21 protein-coding genes and 1 tRNA gene are annotated in these 22,830 nt (G+C 32.2%); 10 read left to right on the top strand and 12 right to left on the bottom strand.

The genetic code is table 11. The annotated features are described in order from the left end of the window. Positions 1–43 precede the first annotated feature (43 nt). Entirely contained in the window at positions 44–574 is a 531-nt protein-coding gene (locus U5A88_RS08580) for an SRPBCC family protein (RefSeq protein WP_354205548.1), read from the top strand. Positions 575–577: 3 nt separating this feature from the next. Next, positions 578–955, top strand: coding sequence for a VOC family protein (locus tag U5A88_RS08575; RefSeq protein WP_354205546.1), 378 nt, complete (start codon positions 578–580; stop codon positions 953–955). Here U5A88_RS08575 and U5A88_RS08570 read toward each other — a convergent pair. Continuing rightward, a tRNA-Arg gene (locus tag U5A88_RS08570) sits at positions 956–1,027 on the bottom strand. A gap of 47 nt (positions 1,028–1,074) precedes the next feature. On the opposite strand from U5A88_RS08570, the gene U5A88_RS08565 reads away from it, so the two are divergent. Genes U5A88_RS08565 through U5A88_RS08555 form a run of 3 tightly spaced genes read left to right on the top strand, consistent with a single transcriptional unit; the run spans position 1,075 to position 4,112 of the window. After that, a complete protein-coding gene (locus U5A88_RS08565) occupies positions 1,075–2,109 on the top strand; it encodes an o-succinylbenzoate synthase (RefSeq protein WP_354205544.1) in 1,035 nt (344 codons plus the stop codon). A 28-nt stretch (positions 2,110–2,137) separates the two neighbouring features. Then, positions 2,138–3,058, top strand: a complete 921-nt coding sequence (locus tag U5A88_RS08560; RefSeq protein WP_354205542.1) for a CPBP family intramembrane glutamic endopeptidase — start codon at positions 2,138–2,140, stop codon at positions 3,056–3,058. After that, on the top strand, positions 3,048–4,112 hold the full coding sequence (locus U5A88_RS08555) for an AMP-binding protein (protein ID WP_354205541.1): 1,065 nt from the start codon (positions 3,048–3,050) through the stop codon (positions 4,110–4,112). The genes U5A88_RS08560 and U5A88_RS08555 overlap by 11 nt, the downstream gene beginning before the upstream one ends. Positions 4,113–4,155: 43 nt before the next feature. Here U5A88_RS08555 and U5A88_RS08550 read toward each other — a convergent pair whose 3' ends face one another. The 9 genes from U5A88_RS08550 to U5A88_RS08510 all read right to left on the bottom strand — a co-directional run bounded on the left by U5A88_RS08550 (position 4,156) and on the right by U5A88_RS08510 (position 16,841). Beyond that, positions 4,156–5,355: a DUF4249 domain-containing protein gene (locus U5A88_RS08550; RefSeq protein WP_354205540.1), complete on the bottom strand. Its 1,200-nt coding sequence runs from the start codon at positions 5,353–5,355 to the stop codon at positions 4,156–4,158. Between the two features lie 113 nt (positions 5,356–5,468). After that, entirely contained in the window at positions 5,469–7,202 is a 1,734-nt protein-coding gene (locus U5A88_RS08545; protein WP_354205539.1) for a hypothetical protein, read from the bottom strand. Then, positions 7,195–8,424 carry a DUF4249 domain-containing protein gene (locus U5A88_RS08540; RefSeq protein WP_354205538.1) on the bottom strand — a complete coding sequence of 410 codons (1,230 nt, stop codon included), beginning with the start codon at positions 8,422–8,424 and terminating at the stop codon, positions 7,195–7,197. Before U5A88_RS08540 ends, U5A88_RS08545 begins: the two co-directional genes overlap by 8 nt. Before the next feature lie 16 nt (positions 8,425–8,440). After that, positions 8,441–11,203: a TonB-dependent receptor gene (locus U5A88_RS08535; RefSeq protein WP_354205537.1), complete on the bottom strand. Its 2,763-nt coding sequence runs from the start codon at positions 11,201–11,203 to the stop codon at positions 8,441–8,443. A 9-nt stretch (positions 11,204–11,212) separates the two neighbouring features. Continuing rightward, the gene (locus U5A88_RS08530; protein ID WP_354205536.1) at positions 11,213–11,938 is read right to left on the bottom strand and encodes a hypothetical protein; all 726 of its coding nucleotides are present in this window, start codon (positions 11,936–11,938) and stop codon (positions 11,213–11,215) included. Positions 11,939–12,023: 85 nt separating this feature from the next. Further along, the gene (gene secA / locus U5A88_RS08525; protein ID WP_354205535.1) at positions 12,024–15,365 is read right to left on the bottom strand and encodes a preprotein translocase subunit SecA; all 3,342 of its coding nucleotides are present in this window, start codon (positions 15,363–15,365) and stop codon (positions 12,024–12,026) included. Between the two features lie 167 nt (positions 15,366–15,532). Continuing rightward, a complete protein-coding gene (locus U5A88_RS08520) occupies positions 15,533–15,754 on the bottom strand; it encodes a DUF2795 domain-containing protein (protein WP_117883287.1) in 222 nt (73 codons plus the stop codon). A gap of 107 nt (positions 15,755–15,861) precedes the next feature. Beyond that, entirely contained in the window at positions 15,862–16,434 is a 573-nt protein-coding gene (locus tag U5A88_RS08515; RefSeq protein ID WP_354205534.1) for a cob(I)yrinic acid a,c-diamide adenosyltransferase, read from the bottom strand. A gap of 254 nt (positions 16,435–16,688) precedes the next feature. Beyond that, a complete protein-coding gene (locus U5A88_RS08510) occupies positions 16,689–16,841 on the bottom strand; it encodes a hypothetical protein (RefSeq protein ID WP_354205533.1) in 153 nt (50 codons plus the stop codon). 159 nt (positions 16,842–17,000) lie between these two features. Between U5A88_RS08510 and U5A88_RS08505 the strand changes: the two genes are divergently transcribed. Genes U5A88_RS08505 through folE form a run of 4 tightly spaced genes read left to right on the top strand, consistent with a single transcriptional unit; the run spans position 17,001 to position 20,489 of the window. Further along, positions 17,001–17,573: a DUF4126 domain-containing protein gene (locus U5A88_RS08505; RefSeq protein ID WP_354205532.1), complete on the top strand. Its 573-nt coding sequence runs from the start codon at positions 17,001–17,003 to the stop codon at positions 17,571–17,573. Continuing rightward, a complete protein-coding gene (locus U5A88_RS08500) occupies positions 17,566–18,036 on the top strand; it encodes a hypothetical protein (RefSeq protein WP_354205531.1) in 471 nt (156 codons plus the stop codon). The genes U5A88_RS08505 and U5A88_RS08500 overlap by 8 nt, the downstream gene beginning before the upstream one ends. A gap of 42 nt (positions 18,037–18,078) precedes the next feature. Then, positions 18,079–19,773 (top strand): histidine--tRNA ligase, encoded by a 1,695-nt coding sequence (hisS, locus tag U5A88_RS08495; RefSeq protein ID WP_354205530.1) that lies wholly within the window; start codon positions 18,079–18,081, stop codon positions 19,771–19,773. 20 nt (positions 19,774–19,793) lie between these two features. Continuing rightward, positions 19,794–20,489, top strand: a complete 696-nt coding sequence (gene folE, locus U5A88_RS08490; protein ID WP_354205529.1) for a GTP cyclohydrolase I FolE — start codon at positions 19,794–19,796, stop codon at positions 20,487–20,489. A 44-nt stretch (positions 20,490–20,533) separates the two neighbouring features. Here folE and U5A88_RS08485 read toward each other — a convergent pair whose 3' ends face one another. Continuing rightward, positions 20,534–21,280 (bottom strand): hypothetical protein, encoded by a 747-nt coding sequence (locus U5A88_RS08485; RefSeq protein WP_354205528.1) that lies wholly within the window; start codon positions 21,278–21,280, stop codon positions 20,534–20,536. Between the two features lie 8 nt (positions 21,281–21,288). Then, a complete protein-coding gene (locus U5A88_RS08480; protein ID WP_354205526.1) occupies positions 21,289–22,344 on the bottom strand; it encodes an acyl-CoA reductase in 1,056 nt (351 codons plus the stop codon). A gap of 64 nt (positions 22,345–22,408) precedes the next feature. Here U5A88_RS08480 and U5A88_RS08475 point away from each other — a divergent pair, with 64 nt between their 5' ends. Continuing rightward, positions 22,409–22,759, top strand: coding sequence for a 4Fe-4S dicluster domain-containing protein (locus U5A88_RS08475; RefSeq protein ID WP_354205524.1), 351 nt, complete (start codon positions 22,409–22,411; stop codon positions 22,757–22,759). Positions 22,760–22,830 lie beyond the last annotated feature (71 nt).

Here is a 22,830-nt window from a genome sequence, read left to right as displayed (position 1 = left end):
ATTTTTTTATAACTTTACCCAACTAACTTAAAACTAATTAACTATGAGTACTTTATTGTATATTCTATTGGGTATTGTTCTACTAATAATTATTTTAGGAATGATTGCCCCTAAAACTTATGAAGTTAACAGAAGTATTGTGATTAGTAAATCGCTTTCAGAAGTTTTTAACTATTTAAAATTTTTAAAAAACCAAGAAGATTGGTCACCTTGGGCAGAAAGAGATCCAAATATGAAAAAAACATTTTCAGGGACTGATGGTGAAGTGGGTTTTATATCAGCATGGGAAAGCGACCATAAACAAGTGGGTAGTGGCGAACAAGAAATAACCGGTATTGATGAGAATAAGGAGATGAGAACACAATTACGTTTTTTAAAACCTTTTAAGTCGCAATCTGATGCTTACATGAGAGTCGCTGATGCAGATGGAGGAACAGAGGTGACTTGGGGCTTTTCAGGAAATAACAAATTCCCAATGAGCATAATGATGTTATTTATGAACATGGAGAAAGCAATTGGGGGAGATTTTGAACATGGATTAGCCAAATTAAAAACAACTTTAGAAAATAAATAATTTATGAAAACAGTTACAGCAGGTTGGTTCGAAATTCCGGTTTCTAATATGGATAGAGCCATTACGTTTTATAATGCGGTATTTCAAGTAGAAATAGCCAAACAAAATTTCGGTGGCATAGAAATGGGTTGGTTTCCATTTTCTCCTGATGCAAACGGAGCCCCAGGGTCTTTAATACAAAGTGAAGAAAATTATAAACCATCAACAGATGGCACATTGGTATATCTCAATTGTGATGATTTAGCTAATGAACTGGGCAGAATTGAAAATGCAGGAGGTACGGTTTTACAAGCTAAAACCCAAATTTCTGAAGAACATGGTTATATGGGATTGTTTTTAGACACGGAAGGCAATAGAGTGGCGTTGCATTCACAAAAATAGTACCCTCGCCAAGAATCGAACTTGGATCTAAAGTTTAGGAAACTTCTATTCTATCCGTTGAACTACGAGGGCAATTGCCTTGCAAAAATAGTATATATTTGTTGTTTTCTGATAGGTAAATGAAAGCAACGTATAAAAAGTATAGTCTTAATTTTAAACAACCCGGAGGAACTTCACGTGGTGTGTTACGCACTAAAGAAACGTATTTTTTAATGCTTTCTGAAAATGGAAACAGCGGAGTAGGAGAGTGTGGACTTTTTAAAGGCTTAAGTGCTGATGACAGACCAGATTATGAAAAAAAGCTACAATGGCTTTGTGATAGTATCAACCTAGAAACAGATTTTTTATTAAATGAGTTATCAGAATTTCCCTCAATCCAATTTGGATTGGAACAAGCCTTATTATCCTTAAAGAGCAAAGATAAATTTATACTGTTTCCCTCTATTTTTACTGAAGGTAAAGATGCCATACCTATAAATGGATTGATATGGATGGGCACGGCTGATTTTATGAAACAGCAGATTAAAGAAAAATTGGCATCAGGATTCACCACTTTAAAGCTAAAAATTGGGGCTATTGATTTTGAAGCTGAAATTGAAATCTTAAAATCCATTCGAAAAGAATTTTCTTCAAATGAAATAGAAATCCGTGTGGATGCCAACGGAGCGTTTACTCCAAAGAATGTTTTAGAAAAACTAAAACGATTATCAGATTACAATTTGCATTCTATTGAACAGCCCATTAAGGCGGGGCAATGGCAAGAAATGGCTTTGTTGTGCGAAAAAACACCCTTGCCCATTGCTCTTGATGAAGAATTAATAGGTGTCTTCAAAAAAGAAGAAAAACAAAAACTGATAGACACTATTAAGCCCCAATATATTATTCTAAAACCAAGTTTAATAGGTGGAATTCAAGGTAGCAACCAATGGATTGAAATAGCAAAACAACACAATGTACTATGGTGGGTTACTTCTGCTCTAGAAAGTAATATTGGGTTAAATGCCATTGCTCAATTTACCTATAGTTTAAAAAATATAATGCCACAAGGTTTGGGTACGGGTGGTTTGTTTACCAATAATTTTGATTCACCTTTAGATGTTAAAAATGGCAAGCTACATTATAATCCAAAATTAAAATGGCAGTTTGGTTTTTAAAACTTATTTTTGAATTTAAATATATAAGATGAACTTTATTCAACAAGCTTATAAAGGTCAGCCCAACTTTTGGAAGTATTTATTACCTACTTTGGGGCTTTTTGGAATTTTTGCTTTGAATAGTATAGCAATTGCTATTTTAGATTTAGATATGGGAGAGATGATGCGTCAGGAAATATTAGCCAAAGGATCAAATAGAGTTTTTTTTGAAAGTTTAATTATATTCGTAATATTTCTTGCAGGATTGTTTTTTTGGGTAAGATTCGTGCATAGACAACCAATAAAATCTTTAACAACTTCAAGAGATAAGGTTGATATAAAACGTATTTTTTTTGCATTCTCTTTATGGGCAATCATAACTATTGTTGTTGTTGTATATGCTTATTTTACTGTTCCAGAGGATTTTATTTGGAATTTTAATCTTAATAAATTTATCATTCTTGCATTGTTATCTATTGTGCTAATTCCAATTCAAACCAGTTTTGAAGAGTATTTTTTTCGCGGATATTTAATGCAAGGATTAGGTGTATTGGTTAAAAATAGATGGTTTCCTTTAATATTTACCTCTGTTACTTTTGGTTTAATGCATATGGCTAACCCTGAGGTAGAAAAATTAGGATTAATATTGATGGTATATTATATTGGTACAGGTTTGTTTTTGGGAATTATTACACTTATGGATGAAGGTTTAGAGCTAGCATTGGGCTTCCATGCTTCAAATAATTTGGTTACAGCACTTTTAGTTACCACAGATTGGACAGCCTTTCAGACAGATTCCATTTTAAGAGATGTCTCCGAACCATCTGCGGGATTTGATATTATTATTCCAGTATTTATATTTTTTCCTATTCTAACATTCATTTTTTCAAAAAAATATGGCTGGAAAAATTGGAAAGAAAAATTGATGGGAAGGGTTGAAGAACCTACTTTAATTGCCGATGAACACTAATAATTTTAACAAAAACTTTAAGCTAAACGGAAATTCGTTTGTTTCAGAGCAAGAACTCATTGACTATTCCAAGACTACTTCATCTTCTATATATTCTTTTTTAGAGGTATGGTTTAGTAAAGAGTTGACAATTGATGTTCAAACTTCAGGATCAACTGGGAGACCAAAAATCATTAAACTTAGAAAAGAGTATATGATAAATAGTGCCAAAGCCACTGGTACTTTTTTTATTTTGCCTGAAAAGACAACAGCATTATTATGTCTTTCAGTAGGTTATATTGCTGGAAAAATGATGCTGGTAAGGGCTCTGACCCTGGGTTGGCATTTAGACATTGTAGAGGTTAGTTCAAATCCGTTATTTAGTATTGATAAAGATTATGATTTTTGTGCTATGGTGCCAATGCAGGTACAAAATTCTTTGGAAAAATTACACAAAATAAAAAAGCTAATTATTGGTGGTGGAGCAGTTGATAAAAGTCTTTTGAAAAAAATACAATCAGAAAAAACAGAAATATTCGCTACTTACGGAATGACAGAAACCATTACGCATATAGCTGTTAAACCTTTGAACAGTTTTCGTCATGCTGAACTTGTTTCAGTACCTCATTATAAAACCCTCCCGAACATTCAGATTTCAACGGATTCAAGAGGTTGTTTGATCATTAATGCCCCAAACATTTCCGATGAAAAGGTAATTACTAACGACTTGGTTAAAATTATTTCTGATACTGAATTTGAGTGGTTAGGGCGAGTAGATAATGTCATAAATTCTGCTGGTGTAAAATTGATTACAGAACAAATTGAAGAGAAATTATCCAAAATTATCGATAGTCGATTTTTTGTGGCTGGAATTCCTGATGAATTGCTTGGAGAAAAATTAGTGTTAATTATTGAAGGGGATAACAAAACAGAATATTTAAAGACTCAAATTTTAAGTTTACCTTTTATAAAAAAATTTGAAATACCTAGAGAAGTTTACACTGTTGAGAAATTCATTGACACTGATACTAAAAAAATCAATAGAAGAGCTACATTAAAATCAATGAAATTTTGATAAATTCATTTATTGTAAACAATACTCGGAATATTAAATAGATTTATTCATACCAAAAATCTGGTTTAATGTTTGATCCTAGCCTCGTGCAATCTCCACAAGCCGGAGGGACAAGTACATATGGATTATTACTAAGAGGATTATTGTCAGTATAATACTTAAAACCGTTTTGGAGGTCAGTAATCAAATCTGACGGTCCACCATCTGGATCACGAAGGGCAGGTGAGTTTTGTTCACATAATGAAAAATACGGAGGTAAAGCTTCATCTGGATACAAGTCTTTATAATTAAAGAACATTCTTTTTTCAGAAACAGAAGAGACTTCAAAAATTCCAATAACTTTTTCATCAGTATTAAACGAGGGACGTATGTTACCTTCGATAAACCCTGGTTGGTTTTGAGCTAAACCATTTTGCGAAGAAGATAATTTTTTAAGTGTTTTATAATAGGTATAAGCATCGATTGATTGTACATATTGTTTTACCAATATACTGTAACGACGTGATATAATAGGGTTAATACCTTTAATAAATCTTATTTCAAATTTTTCTACTCTATCTTCTAATAAATCAGTGGTTTCAGTTAAATTGATTCCATTTGAAAATTCAGTTTTATAACAGATTCTTTGTTCAGTTGTTTTATTTTCAAGCCTTAATTCATAAGGCGGCACGGCAGATTCTATAATTAAATCTTGAAAAGTCCAGAAGGGTGCTATAATTTTATATGTTTCTTCATATTCATACCTATAGTACCTAGAATTTCCCGTTTCGTCGTAGCTATCTACAAAAATAGCCACACCATCTTCGTTTAAATTATTAGTTCCACGTTCTGCATATACCTTTTCGATTTTACCTATGTTGGTCATCGGTATGGCTTTAGACTCGTAAGATTTATTATTAGAGGTGGTTATAAACAATTGATACATCTTTCCTAATTCAGCTGCAAATGGAATATCAGAACTATATACACCAGCCTCAAAAGTTTCAGTAAAATCTATTCTACCACCTTTGTCATCAGTGATATATACAACGGCATTGCTTTCTGGCGGCGGCACAAAATCTTCAAACTTAAAAGAGTTAGAAAGCTTAATTTGATGCGTTTTAAATTCGTTAGTAATCAAAGCCTCTACAACAAGGGCATCTTCAAATCCTAAAGTCTGTACATCAAATGGGTCTATGCATGAATTAGTTGAAAACCCTAGGGTAAAAAACAATATAATTATATGTATTTTTAATTTTTTCATTTAATAAATTTCATCATCACTTTATGATAACCTTCTAAATTAACCCTAGACTTAGTAATTAATAGTCAGCTATCCAAAATTTGTTGAGCTTGATGTAATAAAATTAATAAAGATTAGTTGACTTTTATAATTTCCTGCAAACTAACAGGCAGCCCCTTTTTATTAAATCCTTCTAACCTTATTTGATAATACCCTGGCACATCAGAGGAGTAAAAGGATAATTCATTATCTTTTTCATATAAAGTTAAATTTGGACGCCAAAGTAATAAATTTCTGTAATCTGGTATTCTGTCAAATTTTAAATCGTTTTCATAAACTTGTTTATAATACGTTTTTTTGGGTAGGGGTTTAAATAGATTTACGTATTTAATAAAATTGCCCTGTGCAGAAGTAGTATAATTCCCACTTTTTGTTTCAATAGCAATAATGCCCTCGTATATTTGAGTTCCATATAAGTATTGAGATTTAACAACATGTATTTTGTCAATACTATTGGCATTGTATGCTAATAATTCTTCATGATTTTGCACTAATACACCATCAATAATTATCATAGGTAGTGTTTCGGAATTTACTTGATCTAAGTAAACCAATACATGTAATGTACTTTTATTTTTACGCGTTTTTGTAAATACTTCAGGCATAATCTCTACTACTGTTTCTTTTACTGTAGGAAATCGAGTGTAATCGTCCAAAGTATAAGTTTTGAAAATTTTAGATTCGTAGAATGGTTTTATAGGTAAAATACTGTCTTCAACATTTAATTTAATGGTAGCGTATGAATTTTCAATTTGACTCTGAATACTACGGTTAAGTATTATGCTTTGCATATCTTGTGAAATACTAAAATCTGTAAAATGCAAATTTTTTAAATCCATATTTGTAATGCTATCCACAAGTATATGTTGATTTTCATTTGTTCTATTATCTAAAACTTGAAAGATTGCATTATCATTTTCATAAGAATCATTAAGATAGGTATAAAAAGAGCCTTTATTATTAGTTGTGGCAACTTTGAATAAAAAGTTTTTTCCTGGGATAGATATTGCCACTTTACTATTTTGTATAGGTTTTTTATTAGAATCCAGAACCTTTCCGCTAATTAATTCACCTCTTAATTCGGGTAAAAATGTTGTACTTTTAAGCTTTGTCTGTTCAAATAGTTTCTTATAATTGATTGAGGAAGCCATCTCAGGGATTGTGATGGAGTCGAGCTTGTTTACCGAAATAGAATAATCTCCAGAAGAATTTTCCAAATCAGAGTTTAGAATATTCAGTACAACTTTTTCCCTTTTACCAAAGTTCTTTTTTTCAATGGATAATGATAAACCATTAGCTGCAACTTTTTGTTTTGCAACGGTCTTTATTGGATTGATTATTTTACTCTTTGGTATATAAGTTGAATCATTTTTAACAAGGATATCCGATTGGTTTTCTTCAAATGGATTGACAATACTAATGTCATTTTGAAAATAATTATCAGTCCAATTACGCATCCATTGCGTATATGCTATCAGTTTATAGTTACCTGATGAAATGGAAGTTGGGATAAAAAAATCTCCAAAACCAGTACCATTCTTCAATCTGATTTTATGTTTAAAAACGGATTTTAAATCTTTGTCTATTAGCTCAACATAGGCTATTTTGCTTAGCGTACTTAATTTTTCAGTTTTAGTATTTAAGCAGTATAGCTTATAATAAATACTCTCACCAGTAACTAAAAAGCTAGTGTTAAAATGTATAAAAACATTTTCTTGAGGTATTGTAGAGTCAGTGCTATTTTGAGCAATTAATTTGTTAGAGCATACGCACAAAAAAAATAAAATTATGTAAATATATTTATTCATACCAAAAATCTGGTTTAACATTTGTTCCTAGTCTTGTACAATCTCCACAGGAGGTGGGTACCATATTAAATGGACCAATAGACACATCATCTTGTTCAGGATAACTACCATTCAAATCATAATATTTTACTTCTCCACCATAAAGAAGCCCAGGTAATTGAGGTCCTACATTCTCATCAGGTTCAATTGAAGGCGTGGTTATTTCGCACAATGTGAAATAAGGGGGCAATGCTTCTCCCTCAAATAAGTCTTTATAATTAAAAAACATTCTTTTTTCAGAAACGGAAGAAACTTCAAAAATTCCTATAACTTTTTCATCAGACCCAGTTGAAGAACGTATATTACCTTCTATAAACCCTGGTTGGTTTTGAGTTATACCATTTTGAGAAGAAGACAGTTTTTTAAGCGTTTGATAATAAGTGTAAGCATCGATTGATTGTACATATTGTTTTACCAATATACTGTAACGATGTGAAATAACTGGATTGATACTTTTAAGAAATCGTACATTAAACTTTTCTACTTTGTCCTCAGCCAAATCAGTAGTTTCAGTAATTACAATTCCATTTGAAAATTTTGTATTATAACATGTTTTTTGCTCAGTAGTTTTACTAACATAATCAAATGAAACCGGATATTCGTATGGAGGTCCAGTTACAATAACTAAATCGACAGGTGACCATCTGGGTGCCACAATTTTATAAGTTTCTTCGTATTCATACCTATAGTACCTAGAATTACCAGTGGCATCATAGCTATCTACAAAAATTGACACACCATCTTCGTTTAAATTATTTGTATCTCGTTCGGCATATACTTTGTCAATTTGCGTTATATTGGTTAACGTTACCGCTTTTGACTCATATGATTTATTATCAGATGTTGTTATGAACAATTGATATTCTTTTCCAGCTTCAGCCGCAAAAGGAATATCAGAACTATATACACCTGCCTCAAAAGTTTCTGTAAAATCTATTCTACCACCTATGTCATCAGCTATGTATATAACTGCATTGGTTTCTGGGGGTGGTGTAAACTCTTCAAATTTAAAAGAATTGGAAAGTTTAATTTGATGCGTTTTAAATTCATTGGTAATCAAAGCTTCAACAACAAGTGCATCTTCAAACCCTAGTGTTTGTACATCAAATGATTCTATACACGAATTAGTTAAAAACCCTAGAGTTAAAAGTAATACTATGATATGTATTTTTATCTTTTTCATCTAATAGTATCGCATCTTAAAATTTAAAATTATAAGTAATTGTAGGAACTGGAACAGAAAAAATTGAACTTTTATACCCTTTGACATTTCCATTATCCGTAACAAAAAACACAGAAAAAGGATTGTTTCTACCCAAGACATTATAAACGGAAATGTTCCAAAAGCTGTGTGCCAGTTTTTTTATTTTATGATTACCTTCTATGTTAATACCTAAATCTAATCGGTAGTAATCTGGCACTCTAAATTTGTTTCTTTCACTGTAAAACACATATTGTTCACCTTCATACTCGTATTTACCTATTGGGTAGGTAACAGGTCTTCCGGTTTGATAAACAAAATTTGCAGAAAAACTAAAACGCTTTGTTAGTTTATAATTTGCGACAAGGCTAAAATCATGTGGTTTATCATAGTTTGAGTCAAAATACATACCATTGTTTACACGATTTTCACTAAACTCGCTATCTAATTTTACTTGTGATTTTGAATACGTATAACCAATCCATCCATTTAATTTTCCTTTGTTTTTTTTGACTAAAAACTCTAAACCATAAGCTTTTCCATCCCCTTGCAATATTTCCGTTTCTATGGAATTGTTTAATAGCAATTCTGCTCCAACCTTATAATCTAATGTGTTTTTTAGTTTTTTATAATAAGATTCCAAACTTAATTCATAAGTGTTTCCGTCAATGTTTTTATATAGTCCTAAGGCAAATTGTTGAGCTTTTTGAGGCTTAATGTTATAGTCAGAAAGTTTCCAAGTATCAGTTGGAGAGGCAGTTGTATTGTTAGACAATGTGTGGATAAATTGATAATTATTATTATAACTCGCCTTTACTGAAAAACTAGGATTTAAAGAATATCTTGCCGAAAGTCTGATTTCAGGACCTCCATAATTTTTTACTACTTCATTTTTACCAAAGCTTAAGGTGTTAATTGCTGTTTCTTCGTTTATTGGTAAATTATCAGCATAAACTGTTTGATTTGCTTCTCCCAAAAAAGCATAATAAGAATATCTTAAACCAGCGTTTAGAGATAAATTTTCACTAATTTCAAAATTATCGGAAATGAATAATGCCGACTCAAGGGCACGCTCTTTGTCTACGGAAGTAGTCTCAACAATAGAGCTATTTCCTCTTGGTGTTTTTTTACCAGGACTGTTGTTGTAAAGTTTACCAGAGATTCCATAGTCTAAGGTGTGCTTATTATTTGGTTTATATGATAGTAATAGCTTTAGCTCAGTTTCTTTGACATTATAAGCAAAATTAAAATTGCTATTACCGTTATTATTGTCATAATTAATATCAAAATCATAATTACTATGTGCCAAAATAAGACTTGCTTTATTTTTATCATTAAATCTATGATTCCACCGCATAGATACTAAAGTATTGTTATAGCCGTAAAGAGAGTCTGATGCAATACTGAATTTATCGTCACTGTAATATGCAGTTGCAGAAAAATCATTATTCTCATTGAACTGATGTGTGTATTTTAGAATTGCATCATAAAATGAAGCTTTGCTGTTTTCCAGTTTTTTTTCATTGGTTGCTTTTAATAGCCAATCAGAATAAGTGGCTCTTGCACCTACAATTAGTGATGATTTATCTTTTACAATTGGAATTTCAAAGGTTAAATTACCAGTAACGGGCCCAATTGAACCTTCGCCCTTAAATTTTTCAGTACTCCCTTTTTTTGTTGATATGTCAAAAACTGAAGATAATCTGCCCCCAAATTTAGCGGGAATATTTCCTTTATATATTTCTAAATCACCCGTTGTATAAGGGTTTAGAGCAGAAAAAATACCAAAAAAATGAGTAGGGTTATAAATTACACCATCATCTAAAAGAATTAGATTTTGATCGGTTCTACCACCTCTTACATTATAACCAGCTGCAGCTTCACCAGCAGTTGAAATTCCAGGTAGTGTTGTTGCTATTTTCAAAACATCTCTCTCACCAAGAACCAAGGGAACGGTTTTTACATTCTCAATTTGAATCTTTGTAATACCTGTAATCGATTCCTTTATATTTTTATCTCTATTTACGTCAATAATTATTTCATTCAACATTTCAGGATTGTCAGCCATACTAAAGTTGTAAACTCCATTATTGTATATAATTACCTTAGCATTAATATCAAGCATTCCTAATGATTTTAATACTAAATTATTGACACCCATTGGCAGTTCTATAGTATAGTTTCCATCGATATCCGTTAACGAATTTATTTTTTTACTTGGCACGCTTAAGACCAAGTTTGGTATAGGTTGTTTAGACTCTGCATGTACAACTTTACCCCTGAGCGTAAATTTTTTCAGACCTGAATTCTTATTTTCTTTACCAATTCTAATCGTTTTTATTTGCCTTCTAGCTTGAGCTTTATTTTGAGTAATAAAAACCGGTTTTTTATTTTCGATTTCCTCTAAAACTTCATTTTTGTCTTTTTCAAAAAAGACACTTGGAAGCTTGTCATATATAACATTGTTTTGAGTAAGAATTATTCTATTATCTTTTGTTATATAATAGTTTATTAATGTTTGTTCAAAAATATCATCTAAAATGGTAGAGAGTTTAGTTTCGTTGTATTGTCCAGAAATTCTATAGTTATCATTAAACCAATTGTCAATATAATAAAATTTGTAATTGGTTTTTTCTTCAATTCTCTTTAACACATCTTTAATGCTGGTATTACCGTAGTCAATAGTAATTTTTTCAGTAGCATTTTGTGCAGAAACAAAGTGTAGACTTAAAATTAAAACAATAGATACAATTTTTTTCATTGATTATTTTTAAAGATGTTGTTCAATTTTTTGTATTACTGTTTTTATAAAGGCGTTATTGTCTATTTTTTTTAAGCGTTTATTATTTTTATAAATAGTATTGATTTCTCTGTTTAGATTAGGAAATATTTTTCTCAACTCTTTTTTGTTTTTAATTTCATAAAAACTATTTTTATATAAAAGAATATTTTTGTCGCGTTTTGAAAATTTACTGTAAATAAGATCATCTATTATATAATTTGCTTTTAACTTGTGATGTTTAGTATATAACGATAACATACTGCTACTATACGCAACTTCGTAGAACCCTTTTAGTATAACCGCTTCCGTTACACTATTTATAAATTTAAATTTTTTGTTGTGGATAGTAAAGCCTTCAACAAAAGCTTTATTTAACTGAATATTGCTGTTACTGTTAAATGAGCTTTTTAGTTTAGCAACTAGTTCATCATTGAAAATATCATATTTGAGTAAGATGTCATAATATTTTTGATTGTCAAACTCAACCGTTCCTGTAACAAAGTCGTTAGTTAGAAGAAAGTTATGATTTTTATCTTGAGTTCTGTAAGATTTTGTATAAAGTTCTCCATTAAACAGAGCAGTATTCTCTTGGCCTATACTTTTATCAAACCATTTGTAGTAATTTTTTTCTTCAAGATTGTTTTGTGCTAAAAGAATTGTATTGCTACCAACAATAAAAATAAATATACTACAGAAAATTTTAGCACTTTTCATAAAACAATGGGGTCAATTTCGAGTAAGCTAATATAGTACAAATAAAAGCCAACTTAATAAAAAGCCTTATTAATTTTCTAATTTTCTAACTTTCTACCAATACCCATTCGCCTTTTTCGATTAACGGAATAGCTTGTTTGTACTTTACTTCTTTACTTTCGCCATTCATTACATGTTTAATAGTAACACGTTCGTTTCTACCAATTTTACGTTCGGTACGCACAATAGTTTCAGTAACTTGTTGCTCTTGCGTTTGATTGGTACTAGTTTCTTGCGTAGGACTATTAAAATCAGCTTTGCTAACCTGAACTTTTTCTCTTTTTTGTTCTCTGGCCTGAGATATTTGCTGAGCATTTTGATTTGGTAACTCTCCTTTAAATAAGAAGGATAATACTTCCTTATTTACTTTGGTCAACATTTTTTTGAACAACTCAAAAGCTTCAAACTTATAAATCAATAATGGATCTTTCTGCTCATAAGTAGCATTCTGAACTGACTGTTTTAACTCGTCCATTTGACGTAAGTGATCTTTCCAAGTTTCGTCAATAATAGCCAATGAAATATTTTTTTCAAAATCGGCCACCAGACCTTTACCTTGAGACTCGTAGGCGTCTTTAAGGTTAGTTACCACATTTAGCGTTTTTACGCCGTCGGTAAATGGAACAGCTATACGCTCATATTGATTACCTTGTTTTTCGTAAACATCTTTAATTACAGGAAAAACAGCTTCGGCATTACGTTCTATTTTATTTTGATAATTTTTATATACAATTCTAAACAGTTCGTCTATTAGATCTTGTTCAGATTTATTTTCAAATTCTTCTTTTGTAAATGGGGATGAGCTTGATGAGAAACGAATCAATTCAAATTCAAAATTAGAATAATCGTTGCTTGGTTTGTTGTCCATCACAATAGCCTCACACGTATCATAAACCATATTTACAATATCCACTTGTAAACGTTCCCCGTAAAGGGCATGACGACGACGTTTATAAACCACTTCACGTTGCGAGTTCATAATATCATCATACTCTAACAATCTTTTTCTTATCCCAAAGTTATTTTCTTCTACTTTTTTCTGAGCTCTTTCAATAGATTTAGAAATCATTGAATGCTGAATCATTTCGCCTTCTTTTAGACCCATTCTATCCATCATCTTGGCTACACGTTCCGAGCCAAATAATCGCATCAGGTTATCCTCTAAAGAAACATAAAACTGTGAAGACCCTGGATCTCCTTGACGACCAGCACGACCACGTAACTGTCTATCTACACGACGAGAATCGTGACGTTCCGTACCCACAATAGCCAAACCACCTGCCTCTTTTACTTCGTCAGACAATTTAATATCAGTACCACGACCCGCCATATTCGTAGCTATGGTCACCACTCCAGGATTACCAGCCTCAGCAACAATATCGGCTTCTTTTTTATGGAGTTTTGCATTTAATACGTTGTGTGGTATTTTCCTGATGGTCAGCATTCTACCTAATAATTCAGAAATTTCAACTGATGTTGTACCTACCAAAACAGGCCTTTTTTCTTCGACCAATCGTACTATTTCATCAATTACGGCATTGTACTTTTCTCGTTTGGTTTTATAGATTAAATCCTCTTTATCTTTACGGAGTAAAGGCTTATTGGTCGGAATTTCAACCACATCCAATTTGTAGATTTCCCAAAATTCGCCAGCTTCGGTAACGGCAGTACCTGTCATACCCGAAAGCTTGTTATACATTCTAAAATAGTTTTGTAAGGTAACGGTAGCATAAGTCTGCGTTGCATCTTCAATTTTTACATTTTCCTTTGCTTCAAGTGCTTGGTGTAATCCGTCAGAATAACGTCTGCCATCCATTACACGACCCGTTTGCTCATCTACAATTTTAATTTTGTTATCCATAATAACATACTCGACATCTTTTTCAAATAGAGTATACGCTTTCAATAATTGGTTTAAAGTATGGATACGCTCACTTTTTATACTAAAATCACGAAATAATTCCTCTTTGCCCTTGGCTACATCTTCTGGAGTTTCATTTTCTTCTTCAATTCTAGCAATTTCTATACTAAGGTCTGGTAATAAAAAGAAATTATCCTCTTTATCTTTAGTACCCGATAGGTGTTCAATACCTTTATCAGTTAACTCAATAGAATTATTCTTTTCGTCAATTACAAACCATAATGCCTCATCAATTTTAGGCATTTCTCGATTGTTATCTTGCATATAGAAATTTTCAGTTTTTTGTAATAACTGTTTTATTCCTTCCTGACTTAAGAACTTAATTAATGCCTTATTCTTTGGTAACCCTCTAAAAACTCTTAATAAATGAAAAGCACCTTCTTTTTCATTACCTTCAGCAATCATTTTCTTGGCATCAGCCAACACACCCGTTAAAAATGTACGTTGTTTATTTACGATATCACTAACCTTAGGTTTTAACTCGTTAAATTCATGTCTATCTCCTTGAGGCGTGGCACCCGAAATGATTAAAGGTGTACGAGCATCATCAATTAAAACAGAATCCACCTCATCTATAATGGCATAATTATGAGGGCGTTGAACCAAATCTTTTGGAGCATGTGCCATATTATCACGCAAATAATCAAAACCAAATTCGTTATTGGTTCCATAGGTAATATCTGCATTGTATGCCTTTCTTCTGGCATCTGAATTCGGTTGGTGATAATCTATACAATCAATGCTCAAGCCATGAAATTCAAAAATCGGCCCCATCCAAGCGGCATCACGTTTTGCTAAATAATCATTAACGGTAACCACGTGAACACCATTGCCCGTTAAGGCATTAAGATAAATTGGCAATGTGGCTACTAGAGTTTTACCTTCACCAGTCATCATCTCGGCAATTTTACCTTGATGTAATACTGAACCACCAATTAATTGCACATCATAATGAATCATATCCCAAGTAATGGGCTTGCCCGCGGCATCCCAAGAATTTTTCCAAATAGCATGGTCATTTTCAAGTGTTACATAATCACTGTCTGCAGAGATTTCACGGTCAAAAGGAGTGGCTTTTACTTTAAGTTCGGTGTTGTTTACAAATCGTTTTGCGGTTTCTTTTACTACGGCAAAAGCTTCTGATTGTAATTCTTTTAAAACATTTTCTGATGCTTGATACGCATCTTCTTTTAGTAAATCGATTTCTTTATAGACTTCTTCTTTACGATCGATGTTAGCCGTTTCAAGTTCAGTTGTTAGTTCGGTTATTTTATCATCAAAAGATTTTCTAGCTTCCTTAATTTTCTCTTTAAATTCTGCTGTTTTTCCACGTAATTCGTCAATAGAAAGTTGTTCCATTTGACTGTCAAAAGCTCTTACACCATCAACTATGGGCTGTAATTGCTTTAAATCTTTTTTGTTTTTATCGCCCACAAAGACTTTAAGGACTGAATTTAAAATACTCATATATTTTTTATTTTAATATTGATCTAGGTCAATATTTAATGTGATTTCACTCTTAGTTTTACCAATACACAAATATAAGAATCTGTGTTTTGTGGTTCGTTAATTTTTAGATAAAAAAAGGAAATTAGAAACCAAAAAAAAAGCCTCGAAATGAGACTTTAGATTTGTTAATATTCATCTTCGTTCCAAAGGAAATCTTCATCCGTTGGGTAGTCCGACCAAATTTCTTGAATAGACTCATACGAATCGTCTTCGTCTTCAATAGCTTGCAAGTTTTCAACAACTTCAAGCGGTGCACCAGTTCTAATCGCATAATCAACTAATTCGTCTTTGGTGGCTGGCCAGGGAGCATCACTTAAATAAGATGCCAATTCTAAAGTCCAATACATAATGGTAATATAAATTTTTAATATTTTGCAAAAGTAATTTTTTTAAGCAAAAAAGCAAGTTTTTTATGTATTATTTTTCAAATTATTAAAAAGAACGTCTTTTACTACTAATTTTTACTCGGAAGCCAAGGTATTTCCTCAACTTGATTGTCATAAGTCAATTTCCGTGCCAATACAAAAAGGTAGTCAGATAGTCTATTTAGGTAGATTATTATCAACTCATTTATGGGCTCATTATCATTTAAATGTACTGCTAAACGCTCTGCACGGCGGCAAATACAGCGGGCAATATGACAGAATGACACAGTTTGATGCCCACCCGGTAATACAAAATGAGTCATCTGTGGCAACGTTTGTTGCATAACGTCAATTTCAGATTCTAAATAATTAATTTCCGATTCCGAAATTTTGGGAATGTTCAATCGCTCTTTTCCACTTTTTAAGGTTTCTTTTTCTGGTGGAGTCGCTAACATGGCTCCAAGGGTAAATAATTCATTTTGAACTTTTAGTAATGTCTTTGCAGTTTCGTTTGATATTTTTTGATCTTTTAGTAAGCCTATATGCGAGTTGAGTTCATCTACCGTTCCGTAAGCTTCAATACGTAAATGATATTTCGGTACTCTTGTGCCTCCGTAAAGTGAAGTTTGCCCTTTATCGCCCGTTTTTGTATATATTTTCATCTGTTATTTTTATTGTTATTAATTAGGTCAGATGTAATTTGCCAATAGCCATCTCAGTGTGTATCAAGAATTGTCATGGCTCATTTCATACTTATGGTTATTTGACCGCTAAGTTATTGAGATATTAGGGGATTAAAAAATTAAAGATAAGAAGTTTGGGAAGATGATTTTAGAATTATGGCTTTGCAAACCCTAAATTGTGAAACAATTTAGGGAAATACACTAATTATAACCTTATTTGCAAAGCCTTTTTTTTAAGGTATAAATTCAAACCATTTTAATACAATCATTATCAATATTAATGATACCCCAGCAATGAATAATGTTTTTACAACTTTATCCCAAAATTGTGGACCAAAAGGTTTTGAATCTTCTTTTTTGTTGAAGTTGTGGCGTGAACGTATCATAGCAATTTGTTTGTACTCAAAAATAAGTCAATGCTTACGAACAGAAAAGGATATTACTTAGATTGGGGAAAAATCCTAATGCAAAAAGGGGAAAAATCCCCGTTGCAATTTTGGCAAAAAAATTGTAAGTATCTTTGTAATCATTAAATTTTAATATAAATGCCCGAAACAGTTTTTAGTATTTTATTAGGTATTGGCCTAGCCGCATCCGTAGGGTTTCGAATATTTGTCCCACTCTTCGCATTGAGCTTGGCTTCCTATTATCAGATTATTCCCTTAAATGACAATTGGGAATGGATAGGTAGTTCTGCAGCCATGATTACCCTTGGTATTGCAACCATTGTTGAAATAGGTGCGTATTTAATCCCTTGGTTAGATAATTTATTAGATACCATAGCAGTGCCTTTAGCAGCCATTGCTGGTACCGCGGTAATGTTGTCAACTGCAGCAGATTTAGACCCAATAATAACGTGGTCATTGGCCATTATTGCTGGCGGAGGTACCGCAACGGCTATAAAAACATCTACAAGTACAGCAAGATTAACATCAACGGCAACAACAGGCGGTGTGGCAAACCCCATTGTTTCTACTGTTGAATCAGGCACTTCTATAATAATGGCAATTTTGGCATTTGTCGCTCCAGTATTGGCTATTATTTTTGTAATAATAATACTATGGCTACTATTTAAAGTATTTAAGTGGTTTAAACCTAGAAAACAAATAGATGGATAACAACACAAACCAACAAGGTATTTTTAAAACCATACAAATTATTTACGGAGCATTAATACTTGGAATAACTGTATTTACTATTGTTGTATTTGTTATGGTAGAGAATCCAAATTATGCTTTAAATTTTGAGGATATTTTTACGATAATTGTTCCCATAGCGGCAGTTGGAGGTGTTTTTTTGAGTAATTTTTTATACCAATCTTTTACCAATAAAATCTCACCAAACGACTCCCTGAACTCAAAATTAACTCAATATCAAACGGCTACATTGGCAAAAGGAGCGTGTTTAGAAGGCCCTGCATTATTAGCTGTTGTGGCAACTTATCTTACCAATAACATTACTTTTTTATTGATTGCAATGCTATTGATTGTGGTAATGTATTTAAAATTTCCAAAAAAAGAAAAATTTAAGGAAGAGGTAAAATTGACTTTTGAGGAAAAATCTGAGTTAGATAGGTTGTAAAGTTTATTAATTTCAGATATTTGCAGCTTATTAGCAGATTTAATGGCACAAAAACCAAGCATACCCAAAGGAACAAGAGATTTTTCACCAACTGAAGTTGCACAACGCAACTATATTTTCAATGTGATAAAAGAAGCATTTGAAAATTACGGATTTCAACCTATTGAAACTCCGAGTTTTGAAAATTCATCTACCTTAATGGGAAAATATGGCGAAGAAGGTGACCGATTGATTTTTAAAATATTAGATTCAGGAGACTATTTTGGAAAATTTAGTCATGAGGTAGGTAAGTCTTTTTCAAATTTTTTCTTTGAATTTATTACTAACGCAACAATTAAATCAGAAGATTTAGTTGAAACTTTTTATAATAAAAATGAAAGTTTCCGAGAACAAATTTTAAATGAGGTTAGCGATAGTTTTGCAAGAGATATAAATAATCTTGATGTAATTGATGGAAGATTTTTCAAATCTGCAATAATTACTATGGAAAATAATTTTTCTGATTTTTCAAAATTCAAAAATAATTGTGATTTAAAAGATTTAGATTATATAAATGATTTAGCAGAGTTTACTTTAAAGAAAGGGTTGGAGGCTTTTGGTATTTGGTCATTAGGTAATAATTCTAATAGAATTACAAAGTATATCTCTGAAAAAGCACTCCGTTACGATCTTACTGTACCTTTTGCACGTTACGTGGTGCAACACCAAAACGAAATTGAATTTCCGTTTAAACGCTACCAAATGCAACCTGTTTGGCGTGCGGATAGGCCACAAAAAGGTAGGTTTAGAGAGTTTTATCAATGTGATGCGGATGTAGTAGGTAGTAAATCTTTATGGCAAGAAGTGGAATTTGTCCAATTGTATGATGACATTTTTACCAAACTCGGATTAAAAAACACCTCCATAAAAATCAACAACAGAAAAATACTTTCAGGTATTGCCGAAGTTATTGGTGCTTCTGATAAATTGATAGATTTTACGGTCGCCTTAGATAAGTTAGATAAAATTGGAAAAGAAGGTGTTGTAAAAGAAATGTTAGATAAAGGAATTGCAGAAGAAGCTATTCAAAAAGTAGAACCATTGTTGGAATTGGAAGGAGATAAAGATTCTATGGTAAAAGAATTGAAAGTTATTTTAAAAGATTCCGACCAAGGATTGCAAGGTGTTAAAGAGTTGGAATTTGTAATTGATAATGTTAAGAAACTTGGATTAAACGCAAGTAGCTTAACATTAGATGTAACCTTAGCACGTGGATTAAATTATTATACTGGAGCTATTTTTGAGGTAGAAGCCGATAAAGTAAAAATGGGTTCTATTGGAGGTGGAGGTAGATATGACGACCTTACTGGAATTTTTGGATTAAAAGACGTAAGCGGAATCGGTATTTCGTTCGGTTTGGATAGAATTTACTTGGTATTGGAGGAATTGGGCTTGTTCCAAAAAGTGGAATTGCCAAAACCAAAGGTGTTGTTTATTAATTTTGGAGAAAAAGAGGCTTTTTATTGTTTAGAAGCAATTAAAAAGTTACGAGAAAATGGGGTAAAGTCAGAATTATATCCTGATGATTCAAAACTAAAAAAGCAAATGAACTATGCCAATAAACGAGATATAGACTATGTAGTGTTGGCAGGTGAATCTGAATTGAAGGAGAAAACGTTTACATTAAAAAATATGAAAACCGGAGATCAGGTTTCTTGTAATTTTGAAACCTTGCTCAAAACGGTAAACAATTCGTAATTTTGCATAAAAATAAGAACATGTTTGAAGGAAAAAATGGAAAAATAAATCCCGAAACTATGGGAGAGGAAATAGGTGATAATCACATGTCATCATCGGCAAAAACACCTTTGCGTAAAGATGCTTTTGAACTTTCAGATGCTGATAAAATATTGGCCATTGAAGAGGACATGGCTCATATTTTACATACATTGGGTATGGATTTGACAGACGACAGTTTAAAAGGTACACCACGCCGTGTAGCCAAAATGTTTGTACAAGAAATTTTTGGTGGATTGAATCCCAATAACAAACCTAAACCTTCTACTTTCGATAATAATTATAAATATGGTGAAATGTTGGTGGAAAAAAATATTACTGTGTATTCTACCTGCGAACATCACTTATTACCGATAGTTGGTAAGGCTCATATTGCTTATATTTCAAGTGGAAATGTAATTGGCTTATCGAAGATGAATCGTATTGTCGATTATTTTGCTAAACGTCCACAAGTACAGGAACGCTTGACCATGCAAATAGTACAAGAACTACAAAAAGCTCTGGACACTGAAGATGTTGCCTGCGTTATAGACGCCAAACATTTATGTGTAAACTCTCGTGGCATAAGAGATATAGACAGTAGCACGGTTACTTCTGAATTTGGTGGGAAATTTAAGGAAGAAGCTACAAAACGCGAGTTTTTGGACTATATAAAGTTGGAAACGGATTTTGAGTAGGAAGCCATCCTATCCTTCCCGAAGGGAAGGGAAATAAATACCAATTACTCAACGTATCTTTCATATAAGTCAATCGATATTTTTTTAATGTCCAATTCTCCGGTATAAAAATCTCTAGCAATTTGTTTTAATTCTGTCTCATTTTTTCTCAACAGACCAAAATCCTTTTTATATAATTCAGCTATCGCAATAAGGTCTTTAAAGGCGTACTCAATTTTCCCTTTCTCAACCAATATTTTGTCGTTAGTGACTTTTAATTTTTCTAACTCTAACCTAGTTATATTTAAATGTTTTGATGTAGTCGAAAGTCTTTGATTAGTAGATGTGTAATTTTCATTGGAATTTTTTAGTGATTCGGTCAGGTCGTCTATTGTATCATTTAAAGAGGTCAATTGATTGTTGAAACCTAACTCTTGTTTACTTAGTCGGTCTAATAAATCTGCATGCTTTTTAGCGTTAACAGGCGTAATTTTAGTTATTCTTTCAAATTCAACTTTTTTAAAAAAGTTCTTTACCTTTAATGCTCCTAAGTTAAAAAGAGGCATTACAATAATTAAAGCAATAGTTAATAGAAAAGGGAATAGAATATTTTCACTTAAATTAATATAGTTTTCTTGTATATATTTTATTCTATTTTGCTCTCCTAAAGATTTTTCACTTACCCAGAAGAGAGTTGCAATAATCTCCCAATTAAAATAGAACCAAGATAAGATTAAAGTCCCGGTAAAGGGTTTAGAAGCTCTGTCGTAAAGTGTTGCCTTAATTGAAGTTGATAATTCTTGAAAATCCATATTTTATATTATAAGTCGGTTAAAAACTTCAACGTATCCACCCCATCTGCATAATCGGATAAATTGGGCTGCTGCGTTTCACCAAAATTAACGGTGTTTTCTAAGGCGTTGCTCACCACACATTGTATATACTCTTTATCTACATTGAATTTTGAGTTTAAAGAATCCAAATCATCATAATATTCATAAAAAGCGGTGGCAATAGGTGAGGAGTAACTGGCATCTTCCTTTATCATAAAAAAACCGTTTTCTAAGATGTCAAACTCGCTCATTAAATAGACGGCTTTGTTGTAATCGTAATTGTTTTCGTACTTCTTGTAGTTTATAATGTCATGATAATCGTAAATAGCATTAAAAAAGAGGTCGAAGTTATAACCTTTTGGCACAAATAACTTTGACACACTTCGGCATCCCAATCCAAAATACCTGAAAATATCTTCACCAATACCTTTTAAGTCCTCAGGATTTTCATTTCCCGTGAGAACCGCAACGCTATTTCTATTATTTCTGATAATATGAGGTTTGTTGCCGAAATAGTATTCAAAATACCTTGCTGTATTGTTGCTTCCAGTAGCGATGGTCGCATCAAAATTGGTTAATTTCCCCTCGGTAAAATCTATTTTTCCTTTAAATTCGGGTTCAACATATTCTAAGTATTTTGCAAGTAATGGTAAAAGATGCTTATCGTTAGAAGATTGTTTGATAAGAATGTTATTACCAGAAATCAATACCGATAAAAAATCATGAAAACCAACTAGTGGAATGTTACCAGCCATAATCACAGCTACAGTTTTAGGGTTGTTATTCTCTAAATTATAAGAAGAAGTCCACTCGGTCAACGTTTTCTTATTCAGTAATTTAGTCCAGCTTTCAATGGCAAAAAGCACATTTTCCTTAGTAAACCAACTGTTAAATTCCGAAGCACGATTTATTTGTAGCTTAACTGCATCATAGAATAAATCGTTCAGTAGTACATTATCTTTCTTTTCAATAGCAGATTCACAAAATTGACCTAGAAATTTTCCTAATTCCGCAAAAGCATTTATCCTTTTTTCTAATACCATCAACAGTTTTTTATCGTTTTAGAATTTCATATATTTGCACGGCAAATTTAAAGGAAAAAAACAAATGGCGATTATAATAACTGATGAATGTATAAATTGTGGAGCATGTGAGCCCGAGTGCCCAAATACTGCAATTTACGAAGGTGCCGAAGACTGGCGTTATAAAGATGGTACTTTACTTAATGGAGAGGTGGTTTTACCTAACGGGAAAAAAGTAAATGCCGAAGAGGACCAAGAACCTGTAAGTGACGAGATATATTTTATTGTACCTGACAAATGTACCGAGTGTAAGGGGTTTCATGATGAGCCTCAATGTGCTGCCGTATGTCCGGTTGACTGCTGTGTTCCCGATGAGGATCATGTAGAGAGTGAAGAAACTCTGCTAGAAAAGCAACGTTTTATGCACCCAGAATAAAATTAATTAAATAAAGATATAAAATAATTGAATCTTAAGTTTTTTAGCTTAAGATTTTTTTTTGCTTTAAT

Origin of the sequence: Aureibaculum sp. 2308TA14-22, from assembly GCF_040538665.1 — a bacterium.
Classification (GTDB): Bacteria; Bacteroidota; Bacteroidia; order Flavobacteriales; family Flavobacteriaceae; genus Aureibaculum.
The sequence above is the reverse complement of the archived record's forward strand: the minus strand, read 5'-3'. Positions and strand labels throughout refer to the sequence as shown.